The 10117-nt window shown below is 56.5% G+C and carries 18 protein-coding genes; 5 read left to right on the forward strand and 13 right to left on the reverse strand.

What is annotated here, in order from left to right; all coding sequences use genetic code 11:
- Positions 1-504: 504 nt before the first annotated feature.
- The 13 genes from V7756_RS09660 to V7756_RS09720 form a co-directional block, all read right to left on the reverse strand.
- On the reverse strand, positions 505-795 hold the full coding sequence (locus tag V7756_RS09660) for a phage holin family protein (RefSeq protein WP_335609948.1): 291 nt from the start codon (positions 793-795) through the stop codon (positions 505-507).
- Positions 792-1154 carry a putative holin gene (locus tag V7756_RS09665; protein WP_335609949.1) on the reverse strand — a complete coding sequence of 121 codons (363 nt, stop codon included), beginning with the start codon at positions 1152-1154 and terminating at the stop codon, positions 792-794. Before V7756_RS09665 ends, V7756_RS09660 begins: the two co-directional genes overlap by 4 nt.
- Before the next feature lie 228 nt (positions 1155-1382).
- Positions 1383-1904, reverse strand: a complete 522-nt coding sequence (locus V7756_RS09670; RefSeq protein WP_335609950.1) for an HNH endonuclease — start codon at positions 1902-1904, stop codon at positions 1383-1385.
- Positions 1901-2428, reverse strand: coding sequence for a hypothetical protein (locus tag V7756_RS09675; protein ID WP_335609951.1), 528 nt, complete (start codon positions 2426-2428; stop codon positions 1901-1903). The genes V7756_RS09670 and V7756_RS09675 overlap by 4 nt, the downstream gene beginning before the upstream one ends.
- A 1-nt stretch (position 2429) precedes the next feature.
- Positions 2430-2576 carry a hypothetical protein gene (locus V7756_RS09680; protein WP_335609952.1) on the reverse strand — a complete coding sequence of 49 codons (147 nt, stop codon included), beginning with the start codon at positions 2574-2576 and terminating at the stop codon, positions 2430-2432.
- Positions 2573-3169 carry a recombination protein NinG gene (locus V7756_RS09685; RefSeq protein ID WP_335609953.1) on the reverse strand — a complete coding sequence of 199 codons (597 nt, stop codon included), beginning with the start codon at positions 3167-3169 and terminating at the stop codon, positions 2573-2575. Before V7756_RS09685 ends, V7756_RS09680 begins: the two co-directional genes overlap by 4 nt.
- A complete protein-coding gene (locus V7756_RS09690; protein ID WP_335609954.1) occupies positions 3166-3636 on the reverse strand; it encodes a hypothetical protein in 471 nt (156 codons plus the stop codon). The genes V7756_RS09685 and V7756_RS09690 overlap by 4 nt, the downstream gene beginning before the upstream one ends.
- Before the next feature lie 486 nt (positions 3637-4122).
- The gene (locus V7756_RS09695; RefSeq protein WP_335609955.1) at positions 4123-4440 is read right to left on the reverse strand and encodes a hypothetical protein; all 318 of its coding nucleotides are present in this window, start codon (positions 4438-4440) and stop codon (positions 4123-4125) included.
- On the reverse strand, positions 4437-4862 hold the full coding sequence (locus V7756_RS09700) for a hypothetical protein (protein ID WP_335609956.1): 426 nt from the start codon (positions 4860-4862) through the stop codon (positions 4437-4439). The genes V7756_RS09695 and V7756_RS09700 overlap by 4 nt, the downstream gene beginning before the upstream one ends.
- Positions 4863-4876: 14 nt before the next feature.
- Positions 4877-5035, reverse strand: coding sequence for a hypothetical protein (locus tag V7756_RS09705; RefSeq protein WP_335609957.1), 159 nt, complete (start codon positions 5033-5035; stop codon positions 4877-4879).
- A complete protein-coding gene (locus tag V7756_RS09710) occupies positions 5032-5802 on the reverse strand; it encodes an ATP-binding protein (RefSeq protein ID WP_335609958.1) in 771 nt (256 codons plus the stop codon). Before V7756_RS09710 ends, V7756_RS09705 begins: the two co-directional genes overlap by 4 nt.
- A 1-nt stretch (position 5803) precedes the next feature.
- Positions 5804-6613, reverse strand: a complete 810-nt coding sequence (locus V7756_RS09715) for a phage replication protein (RefSeq protein ID WP_335609959.1) — start codon at positions 6611-6613, stop codon at positions 5804-5806.
- 208 nt (positions 6614-6821) lie between these two features.
- Positions 6822-7019 (reverse strand): Cro/CI family transcriptional regulator, encoded by a 198-nt coding sequence (locus tag V7756_RS09720; RefSeq protein WP_335609960.1) that lies wholly within the window; start codon positions 7017-7019, stop codon positions 6822-6824.
- Between the two features lie 105 nt (positions 7020-7124).
- Between V7756_RS09720 and V7756_RS09725 the strand changes: the two genes are divergently transcribed.
- The 5 genes from V7756_RS09725 (at position 7125) to V7756_RS09745 (ending at position 10060) form a co-directional block, all read left to right on the forward strand.
- Positions 7125-7913, forward strand: coding sequence for a S24 family peptidase (locus tag V7756_RS09725; protein WP_335609961.1), 789 nt, complete (start codon positions 7125-7127; stop codon positions 7911-7913).
- 104 nt (positions 7914-8017) lie between these two features.
- Entirely contained in the window at positions 8018-8842 is an 825-nt protein-coding gene (locus V7756_RS09730) for a BRO family protein (RefSeq protein ID WP_335609962.1), read from the forward strand.
- Between the two features lie 438 nt (positions 8843-9280).
- On the forward strand, positions 9281-9469 hold the full coding sequence (locus tag V7756_RS09735; RefSeq protein ID WP_335609963.1) for a hypothetical protein: 189 nt from the start codon (positions 9281-9283) through the stop codon (positions 9467-9469).
- A gap of 53 nt (positions 9470-9522) precedes the next feature.
- Positions 9523-9909 carry a helix-turn-helix transcriptional regulator gene (locus V7756_RS09740; protein WP_335609964.1) on the forward strand — a complete coding sequence of 129 codons (387 nt, stop codon included), beginning with the start codon at positions 9523-9525 and terminating at the stop codon, positions 9907-9909.
- Positions 9910-9928: 19 nt separating this feature from the next.
- Positions 9929-10060 (forward strand): hypothetical protein, encoded by a 132-nt coding sequence (locus V7756_RS09745; protein ID WP_335609965.1) that lies wholly within the window; start codon positions 9929-9931, stop codon positions 10058-10060.
- The last annotated feature ends 57 nt before the right edge of the window (positions 10061-10117 follow it).

Below are 10117 nucleotides of genomic sequence, written 5' to 3' on the forward strand. Positions count from 1 at the left end.
GTAGCCTCATTGCCGCAGCCTCTGCAATACACAGCGCCGCATGCTTGGCCGGCCTTACGCATCAGAAAGAAGTCTTCGCTACCGCACGAGCACATGAAGCTGAAGTCTCCTACGCTTGGGCCGAACGGATGCTTGAACGCGCCCCGCATTGTTCCGCACTCGCTACATTCCAGCTGGGTAACGCCTGCTGGGGCTGTTGCTACCCACTCATGGCGGCAGTTGGCACAGATGGCCTCGCCGGTTGAATGCGGCTCCTTGCGGGTAAGGTGGACAACCTTGTCCATTACCGAGCCAACCCTGAGAACGCCAGCTCAATGCGAAGCCTTGCAGCATGGGAACTAATGATTCGCTCGGCGTGTGCTACTGCGCAAAGCGCGTGGGCGCGCCTCATCCATGCCGGTGCCGGGCCGGGCTGGCACCCTGATTCCATCATCAGGCGGGGATTAGGAGTTGATCGGCCAGCCATTTCGCGAAGCTCGGCGATAGTCGGCGATACGATAACCACTACCGCGCCTTCCTCAGCACAGCCGCCACATTCCCGCGTGCCTGCCATACCAGCACAGCCAGGATGATGAACACGATCACGAGGAACGGGCTTATTGGCGCTATGGGTGCCTTGGTCAGCAAGCACAGCGTCACGCTCAGCCAGTAGCCACCCGTACCCACGGCGAGCAGGTACGCGCATAGGCTCATGCCCAGGCGGTACCGGGCACCATCACGGCGGAAGGTAGCCACACGCCAGCAGATGAAGCCGCAGAGCGTTGAGGCGGCAAGCGTGGAAAGGTCGATCATCATCTTTTACCGATTCCCGGAATGATGGACATCCAGCCTGGCGCCTTCCCTGTCTGTACGAACTCCAGAATGCTGATGCAGACTGCGACGATAAAGAGGCCGCCGATCATGGCCGGCAGCGCGGATGTAGTTGCCCATTGCCGGGCTACCACCTCAGCAGCGAAGAAGTAGCCGCCAACCCAGCTCAGAATGAAGTTACCGGCACGAGCCTTCCAGCTCAGATCCTTTGACATGACCATGAAGAACAAGGCCCCTGCAAAGGCGCCTATCACTGCCTCAAGGTCTACACCGGGGACCAGTGATGCGGCAGACACTCCGATGAGGCCACCAACTGCGATGGTCCCACTGCTAATGTCGGTCATAAGGTCTCCGTTACGTCTCGGATGTTAAATCCCCAGCCACACGCACTGTCACAGCCCGTCGGGGAACGAAGGCGTGGTGCGGTGGCTGGAAAACTGAATAAAAAGGCCTGCGGGTAGCAGGCAAGAGCCAGGGTGGCTAGGGATTCGGGCATAAAAAAGCCCCGGCGTTTTAGGCCAGGGCTTTCAGGGCGGTAAAACCGCAGATTGGTATCCATAGTGATCATTCGATTAGAGATTTGCAAGCTCTTCTTGCTCATACCTGTGCAAGCCGTGGTTAGCGAACTCGCCGTGCAGCTCTTCTCTTTTCGCCCTGATGGCTTCTTCAGCCTCTTCGAGCGTTTCATACACCTTGCGAAAGGCGTATACGCCGTTTTTTCGTATAGATGCCTCATACTTCCCGCGCACCATTGTTACGCCTTTCACTCCGGTGGTAGAGGTTCTATGCAGACGCATATTGTGGCTATTCTGCGAGCACGTGGCCAAACGAAGGTTCTTGAACGCGTTATTGGACCGATCGCCGTCAATATGATCAATCGGCCCTTCTGGGTACTCTCCCGTCATGTAAAGCCAGGCCAGCTTGTGTGCAGGGTACAGCTTTCTATCCACGCAAACCCGCACGTAGCCGTTACCAACCACTGCACCCGCCAGTAGACCGCGGCGAACCTTTGGGCCAGAACGCCGCCACTCGAAGACACCGACAATTGGACTGTAGAACAAACACTCTTTGAGCCTTTCCTGTGTGATCCTCATGCCGCCACCTCGATACACAGGCCCGTCTCTTTCAGTAGCTGCTCTACTTCCTTGAATGCTGAATCGACACTGGCCCCAAGCCATTTACCGACGCCCCCACGCCAGCGACGCAACGTACTCTCCGGCGTACCATCGGCATCCCAGCTATGCAGCACATAGAAAGCCTCGGGCAATCGCTTGGGCACCGCCCACGCTGTCACGGCCTTGGTAACGAATAACCGATGCGCTGGCGACTCCACGCGCGGTATCAGCCACCGCACCGCCTCAGCTACCTCAAGGTCATTGATTGAGTACTTGGCCACTAGCACGTTCCACTGCAGGTCGGTCAGCTCCCTATGCAGCATTCCCCGCGTCATGGCGTCCTGCGTGAACCGTTCCTCTGCACTCAGGCCAGAGCCTTCACCGCGCGTTTCAGGAAAGCCGGCCTGGTACCGCATCTGCCAGCCCGATTTGGCCGTGCCATCATTGGTCTCGATGCTCATTACTCGCGCTATGCAATGGCCTGCGTCTCTGTAGATGGTCATATCACGCCCACCCTATTGTGAAGTGGCCCAGCACCCACACCAGGCCCTCGATAACAACCCAACCGACTACCCCGGCAACAACCGCCAAGGAAAGCAAAAACCATTGCCAGTCATCTTTGCTAATGAAACCTTGCTGTGACTTTTTCATGCCGCTTCCCCTTTCCGCTTCAGTTCTCGTGTCTTTTGCCGGTAATGTTTTTTGATGTCCTGAAGCTGCTCGATGGTGTACTTCTTGGCCGGGTGATTACCTTCCAGCCATTCAACCTTGTCCGCGCCGATCCGCTTAACCAGCCTTATGCGGTACTCGACTGCGTTGCCCGATAGGTTGCGGTTGCACTTAACGCATTGGGCATGGCAGTTCAGGGGCTCGAAGCGCAATTCAGGGCAGGCACCGGTAGATCGATAGTGCCCGGCGTCTATCCGGCTACCAGTCATCAACCCGTCATCGCTCATGGTCGCATCACAGCTGATACAGACCCGGCCGGCGTCCCTTGCCCGGATCCATGCGTTGAATGCCGCCTGCGCCTCGGCCATGTGCCTACCGCGCGGCTTTATCGCTTCCTTGGCCGCTTTGATCTGCGCGCGCTCGCGCTTGGCGGCATCCTTCTCTGCCTTTTCCCGATTCTGTATCGCGTGCTTGTTCGCGCAATACCCGTTGCACACGTTCTGCATTGGGCGCTGGGCCATGTACTCGGTCTTGCAGACCTTGCACTTGCGTTTGCGGGGGCGGAATTTGATCACGCAGCCACCTCGCCAAGTAGGTCGTCCAGATAAACACCCTGGCCTCGCAGCTTTGCCGCCACGCGCTCGGTGTATTCAATGCCCTGTTTGCGGTCGAACAAGCGCGTCACCGGGAGCCCCTCCGGCCCGGCCACCGGATGGCCACCCATCAGCTCGAGCTTTTCCTCGTAACTCAGGTGGGCGAACATCCGGAACCATGTGGTGTGGAAAGCTTCGCTATCGCGCAGCAGAATGCGCACACCAATCTCAAGCTTGCAGAGCTTGCGCACCTCTTCCGCATCGCCGGCCTCGATCATGTCTGCGCCGCGCTTGTACATCCCGAACCAAAGCGCGTTCTGATCCAGCGTGCGATCCTTGCCGGTGCTGACAGTCAGCTTCACGTACTTGTGCTGACGATAGAGTGCTGTCAGGCGTGCAATGCACTCAGCCAGCTTTGCTGGGCCATTGACTACCAGGCGATCAGCCATGCTCACCACCCCGCGCTACTGGCGTCATCGTAGGGCACGGTAGGCCCGCTATGCCGTGGTGATACTCTCCGCAGGCAAGGCAGCGCTTATGGCCAACGTATGCAGGATGCGGCTGCGTATTCTCCAGCTTTGCGCCATAGGTGTTCTTCAGCACCTGCTTGATGACCCATTCCACGTATTGCGGTTGATTGATGCGGCCGGCAAGCACCCGCGCAGCCTCTTCTGGTGTCCAGTTAGTCACACTTCACCTCCGCCAACCGCCCGCTACCGAACCGCCCGTGACAGTCCGCCGTGACGGTCTCCAATGTCACCGGCTCCGGGTAAATCACTGTGCCGCCCTTTCCGTCGTGTAGGCGGAAGTGGAATTTGGTGTGCTTCATCCCTTCATCCCCATAATCAGAATGAACAGGAAGAACGCTATCCAGGCTGCTGTGCTCAGGGCGTTACCGGGGCCGTCCTTCTCTTCGTCTAGTGGGTATTTGGGGGTCATTTGGTTAGCTCCCCCGTTGCAGCAAAGCGCTGAAGAGCTGGCAGTAGCTCGGAAACTTGGTCGCGGGTAAGATGCATGCGCGTGTTCAGCAGTACTTCCTTGGGTAGCGGATAAGGCACCCAGCCCGTGGTTTCAATAGCATCCACCCCGAAAGCGGCGGCTTGGGATGCCATAATCTTTGGCTCAGGGTCGTCAACGCCAAACCAAATTGCGTCTTCCGAGCCAAGGCTGCTTTTCTGAAGAGAGCAGGAAGCTCCATACCGATCTTTGAAGGTGGCAATATCAAACCCTCGGCACGTCTGCTCGGTCTTCATACCCCCTCCTTGACCGTGATGCCGGCTGAGTTAAGTGCGGCACGTCCAAGCGCGCGGATCGACATACGCGCCCCTCCCAACTCTCTGCGCAAATGACGCCGCTCAACGATTAGCCGGTAAGCTGCAAGGCAGTGCTCGCATGCGTACTCGCCGTGCTTGGAAAGTGCGTCGTCAATGCCGTCATAGCCAAGGCCCGTTTCGCCATAACCGCAGTCGGATGGCTCCCTGTGCTTGAGCGCTTGCCAAAGGTGGGTTTTGTGCTTTCCGCTGGCCTCATCCCATAGCTCATCCATTTCCGCAGCGGGCGTTTGCCAGCTCTGAGCCTTGACTGCTACCGGGCAACGGTTGATTGCCAGCCCGATATCTCGAGATATCGCATCTACTGCTTGTCTTGCCCTCTCGTGCCGAACAATGGCTTCCATGTACTTATCCACGATCAACCCTCCACCACGCAGCCGTGCTGCACTTTGCGGCGCATGCGGCCGCGCTCGAATGTCACCGGGTTACGGTCGATTACCGTCCAGCCGCGGGCTACGAATTCATCAATCGTGCGGCGTAGGTCTAGCTGGGTGCGGCGTTCGTTTGCGGGTTTCATGGCATCACCTCGCCCCGGGCGGATGCCCAGTCGAAAGGAACAACGACAGCACCGCCTTCCTTGATCCGGTCAAAGCAGCGCTCGCCGATAGCTTCGCCAAGCTCGCTGGCAGCCAGGTTGGACACGATCACGATTGGCAGGCACTTCTCATACCGGCCATTGATGATCCGGTACAGGGTCGCCAACTCGAACTCGCTGGGCTTGGTCGCGCCCACCTCATCCAGCACCAGCAAATCGGCACTCATGATGGGGCGTAGCAGATCCGCCTCACTGTCTTCCTCGCGGCTGCTGTAGCTGGCACGGATACTCATCAGGATGTCTCCAACGGTCCGGTACACCACGCGACGGGTCATCTTGTGCAGCAGTCGGTTGGCGATCGCGCAGGCCAGATGCGTCTTGCCGGTGCCAACCTTGCCCAGCAGCAACAGGCATCGGCCAGATTCCTTGTGCGCCTCGAAGTTGTCGGCGTACTCGGTGCATATTTCGAGCGCCTTGCGTTGCCCGGGTAATTTGGCGCGGTAGTTGACCAGCGATCGGTCGCTGAATCGCTTGGGTATCTGAGCGATCGGCAGGTTGCGGCGCAGGAAGTCATAGCGGCGGCACTCTTCCTCTTCGGCCTCATGTGCCAGCCGGGCACACACAGGGCAGCCGCTGGGCGGGCGCCCGTCGCGCAGAATTGCGATGTAATCGCCGTGCGTGTCGCAGTTGGCAGCAGCCTTGCCTGTCACGCCCAGACGGCGCTCTATTTCGCCTACAGCGGTATTCATTTCAGAGTCCATAGCTACCGTCCTCCTTGAGTTTCAGCCCGTCGGTGTAGTCGCGCTCCTCAAACCCGGTATGCCGAGACTTGTGCGGGAATGCATGCACGTTGCTCGCTGGCTTCACCTCGTCTTCCCAGCGCTTGCCGTTCAGCCAGGTTGCAGGGTGCGGCACGAATTGTCCGCCATCCTTGAGCCAGTCCGCCGATACGCAGTACCGGGCCAAGCCATCAAAAATCTGGTTAATCAGGTCGTCGGTCAGCTTGAGTTTGTTCCACGCCTTCACCGCATTGGCTTTGCCCTTCTTGTTCGGGTACAGGCGATAGAACTTTGCGAACAGGTCGTCAGAGCTTGGCGCCTCGTCGCGGACCGGAGGTGCGCAAGGGGGTTGAAGGGAATCAGGAATCAGAGAATCAGGAATCAGAGAATCAGCCGGAGCGCTTCCGATATTTTCGGAACGAGTACCGATTTTCTCGGAAGTGGTACAACCTTCTGAAAATGCTGGTATTTCCGAAGGCGCTTCATTCTTGTGCGGGTTCTGGTGTTTCTCGAAGTTATTCACTTGGATGTAGCGCTTACCCTCGCAGGTATAGCGAACGATGAACTCGTTATCGGACAGCCAGTTCAGAAGTGACTCAATATCGAGCCCGTCCCGGTAGGGGAATATCTCCGCACGGATCCGCAGCGGACGATCTTCGAGGCGGCCGTCACGATCCGCTAGCAGCCACAGCCCCTCAAACAGAAGAGTGGCCAGCGGGTCAGCAACGCCAAGAACCTCGTTCTTGAACAGACCTGGTTTGATATTGCGTGCTCTAGCCATTTGCTTGCACCTCGTATTTGCCGGTGCCATTGAATGTGTGCATAATCACCTCATTGCCTTGATGTACCCGAGCCCGCTCTGATCCAGCGGGCTTTTCTTTGCCCGAAATTCAGCCCCGCCCACTACCGCCCACTACTGGACAGCCACCCAGCACCCTCAACCGACTTTTGAGCGGTTGACGATTCGCGGATACTTTGGGGTGTGGGAGTCATGCGGCGGTTTCCCGGCGAGTAGTCGGAAATGGCCGCACTTCTTCTGCCTCGTAACCGGCGGAAGTTTTGGTTACATAAACCTCACGGCCTACTCGAAGGGCTTTGTTCAGTGCGCCCTGGGTCATGCCCAGCAATCGCGCCGCCTCGGTTTGGCCGTGCTTTTCTGCAAAATCTGTCAGGGATGTGCGATGCATGTTGGTCTCTCCAATTGCGCATGCACATAAGTATTGCCTGTGGAAATGAATAAATCAATGCCTGTGGCGATAGCTAGTTATTGCTCCCGGAAATATGCTCGCCCTATGAGTGAAGAAAGACGGCCGCTAACGGCGGAAGAAAAGGAAGAGTGCGCAGCTCTAAAGCGGGAGTTTCTTGCTTGGAATGCCCCGCTCCCGCGCAAAGATCGCATCTCGCAAGAGAAGATGGCCGCGCACCTAAAAATGAATCAGGGCTCATTCAGTAATTACCTGAATGGGCATCGCCCTGTGCATATTGGAATTGCAGTTGGGGTTTATGAGTTGATGGGCATACCCGTTGACCGATACAGCCCGCGACTCGCTGCAGAAATAGCCAGGCTTGGAAAGACTGGCTCACTCAAGGAAGACAACCAAGGACAGGAGAGCAACGTGATAAGTGCTGATTTCTCAAGCAAAGGAAAGCTGAAAGACGGAGAACTATCGATCCCCCAGTACAACGTGCGCGGCGCGCTCGGGCATGGCCAGGTGCCGGCCGACTATATCGAGACCATTCGCCACGTCACGGTGCACGAATCGCTGCTGTCCGGCCGAGGGATTTCCTTCAGCAAGGCCGAGAACCTGGCCATCATCACGGGTTTTGGCCAGAGCATGGAAGGCACCATCAACGATGGCGACCCGCTGATTGTCGATCGCGGCATCAACCAGTTCATCGGCGACGGCATCTATGTCCTAACCTGGGACGGCCTGTTGTACGTGAAGCGCCTGCAGAAGCACTCCCCTACCCATTTCGACATGATCAGCGATAACCCTCGCCACAAAGATCAGACGATCAGCATTGCTGACGTGACCATTCACGCCAGGGTGTTGCTGGTGTGGAACGCCAAGAAGCTGTAGGCACTGTCGCCGTGTTGCTCAGCAACAAATATGCGTTTTGACTCTAACTCAAAGGGACTACAATGGACGGAACCTCTAAGCCTCAAATGGACCTGGCATTCCCAATGACAGATACAGACGTATTCCATTTCGATGATAGTCGGCCCCACTTCGACAGCCTTTGTCGAAAAAACGGCATGACTTTTTGGTATGCGCGCGACTTCATGAAGATGATCGGGTACCAGTCGTTTTCGTCTTTCAATAAGGCCGTGCAAAAGGCTATAGGCGCCTGCACGACCTTAGGTATCGACGTTCTGGAAAACTTCCAGCAGGTCGAGCGCGAAATTGACGGAAAAATGGAGCGAGACTATAAGTTGTCTCGATTCGCCTGCTACCTCTCGGCTATGAATGGCGATACCAAAAAGCCAGAAGTAGCAAGAGCGCAAGCCTACTTCGCGGCGATTGCTGAATCGTTCAAGCGCTACATTGACCAAGCCGACGAGGTAGAGCGGGTATTGATTCGTGACGAGATCTCGCAGCACGAGAAATCACTCAGCGATGCCGCTCACTCGGCTGGCGTCACGAAATATTACTACTTCCAGAATGCCGGTTATCGCGGCATGTACAACATGAATATCAATGAGCTCAAGGAGTACAAAGGCCTCGAGGGAAAAGACACGAAGCGCACTCTGCTCGATTTCATGGGTAAACAGGAGCTGGCTGCTAACCTGTTCCGAGTTACGCAGACCGAGGCAAAACTGGTAAATGAGAATATAAAGGGGCAGAAAGCGGCTGAACATGCAGCTGAATCCGTAGGCCGTAAAGTCCGCGAAACAATGATATCAATCAGCGGAGACACACCAGAAAGCTTGGCTCTAGAGCGGGATATCAAGCAGGTGCAAGGCGACATCAAGTCGTCCAGCCGAGATTTCAAGAAGCTCGACAAATAACAGTTAATTAGAAACGCTGCCCAGCCCGCTGACGCGGGCTTTTTTGTGCCCTCCTCCAGCCCGCCTTGTGCGGGTTTTTTATTGCCTTCCCAAAAGTATTTCCATTTTTTATTTCCAATGGCATTGACATAAGTATTTCCCTTGGCAATACTTACCTCAAGCCAGCAACAAACGGCCCAGGGCTCGACCCGCGATCTTTTACAACTCAGCGTATTACCAAACAGACCGCAGTGCCTCTACCGGCGACCGGCGATCCGACAGGCCCGAAAGCCTGCCCATGTTGGGACAACCCAGCAGCGGACGAAGTTGGACGACTGAACCGTGCGAATGACCCGGCAAGCACTGCGCCCCGCCCCACCCTGGCGGTTTTGTAGGGGTAAAGATTTCCTCGATGCGCTTCTAGCGAGGCGCATCCGGAAAATCGAACAGGAGAACGAAATGGACGAATCGACGCTGAATGAAGTGATCAATGAATGGGTGATGGAAGTCGTTGAAGGCGTGCAAATCAAGACTATCGCCAAGCGCTTAATGAACAACGGCGCATCGCCGGCGCTGGCAGAGAAGCTGCTGCGGATCATCGAGATTCGCGCCAACGAGCTGATGCACTACAAGCCAAAAGCAGCCTGATTTCTCATACGCCTTGCCCGCAGGGCGTATCGGAAACAACTGAGGACTACCAAATGGACCAAATGGAAACGATTGAGTACGGAGGCTTGAAAGGCTTCATAGGCGCAGGGCGGCTTAGCTTCAGGGAGGTGCAGTTTTCTCTGATGGTGGCCTGCGGGATGACTGACAAGCAGATCGCCAAGGAGGTTGGCTTGCAGCCGGATAGCGTCGGCAAAGCTATCTACCGCGCCATGGGAAAGCTAGAAGTCACTCGCCGAGCCCAGCTCGTCAAAGAGTGCATGACGAAATCAATCATAACCCCGCTGCTGCTCATGCTCGCCATATGCATGATGGCAGTACAAGCCACCCCCGACCACAAGCCCATCAACAGAACGCGCATTGTCCGAGTTAAGGGTGGTGCGCGCCGTGATGCTGATGTGAGTGTGTTTCGGATTTGTTGATAACGGAAGGAGAAGGGAAATGGCTCATTACCAAGTAATGCTGCGCGCTAGATGCGTTGCCGTAGTCGAGGCGCAGAGCGAGGAAGAGGCGATGAATATTGGTTCTTCGACGCTTGGTGTGGAATTCATCCTTGGCCTTGGGTCACCATAAGCCCTCCACAATAACAGGAGGTGAGGTATGGACGACAACCAGATTCTGACCCTGGGG

This window comes from Halopseudomonas sp., from assembly GCF_036961105.1.
Taxonomy (GTDB): domain Bacteria; phylum Pseudomonadota; class Gammaproteobacteria; order Pseudomonadales; family Pseudomonadaceae; genus Halopseudomonas.

Coding starts and splice junctions, on each gene's coding strand:
- V7756_RS09725 (WP_335609961.1), top strand. CDS start 7,125: ATGAGTGAAGAAAGACGGCCGCTAACGGCGGAAGAAAAGGAAGAGTGC.
- V7756_RS09660 (WP_335609948.1), bottom strand. CDS start 795: ATGATGATCGACCTTTCCACGCTTGCCGCCTCAACGCTCTGCGGCTTC.
- V7756_RS09730 (WP_335609962.1), top strand. CDS start 8,018: ATGACAGATACAGACGTATTCCATTTCGATGATAGTCGGCCCCACTTC.
- V7756_RS09710 (WP_335609958.1), bottom strand. CDS start 5,802: ATGAATACCGCTGTAGGCGAAATAGAGCGCCGTCTGGGCGTGACAGGC.
- V7756_RS09690 (WP_335609954.1), bottom strand. CDS start 3,636: ATGGCTGATCGCCTGGTAGTCAATGGCCCAGCAAAGCTGGCTGAGTGC.
- V7756_RS09675 (WP_335609951.1), bottom strand. CDS start 2,428: ATGACCATCTACAGAGACGCAGGCCATTGCATAGCGCGAGTAATGAGC.
- V7756_RS09740 (WP_335609964.1), top strand. CDS start 9,523: ATGGACCAAATGGAAACGATTGAGTACGGAGGCTTGAAAGGCTTCATA.
- V7756_RS09715 (WP_335609959.1), bottom strand. CDS start 6,613: ATGGCTAGAGCACGCAATATCAAACCAGGTCTGTTCAAGAACGAGGTT.
- V7756_RS09665 (WP_335609949.1), bottom strand. CDS start 1,154: ATGACCGACATTAGCAGTGGGACCATCGCAGTTGGTGGCCTCATCGGA.
- V7756_RS09670 (WP_335609950.1), bottom strand. CDS start 1,904: ATGAGGATCACACAGGAAAGGCTCAAAGAGTGTTTGTTCTACAGTCCA.
- V7756_RS09745 (WP_335609965.1), top strand. CDS start 9,929: ATGGCTCATTACCAAGTAATGCTGCGCGCTAGATGCGTTGCCGTAGTC.
- V7756_RS09700 (WP_335609956.1), bottom strand. CDS start 4,862: ATGGAAGCCATTGTTCGGCACGAGAGGGCAAGACAAGCAGTAGATGCG.
- V7756_RS09705 (WP_335609957.1), bottom strand. CDS start 5,035: ATGAAACCCGCAAACGAACGCCGCACCCAGCTAGACCTACGCCGCACG.
- V7756_RS09695 (WP_335609955.1), bottom strand. CDS start 4,440: ATGAAGACCGAGCAGACGTGCCGAGGGTTTGATATTGCCACCTTCAAA.
- V7756_RS09720 (WP_335609960.1), bottom strand. CDS start 7,019: ATGCATCGCACATCCCTGACAGATTTTGCAGAAAAGCACGGCCAAACC.
- V7756_RS09680 (WP_335609952.1), bottom strand. CDS start 2,576: ATGAAAAAGTCACAGCAAGGTTTCATTAGCAAAGATGACTGGCAATGG.
- V7756_RS09735 (WP_335609963.1), top strand. CDS start 9,281: ATGGACGAATCGACGCTGAATGAAGTGATCAATGAATGGGTGATGGAA.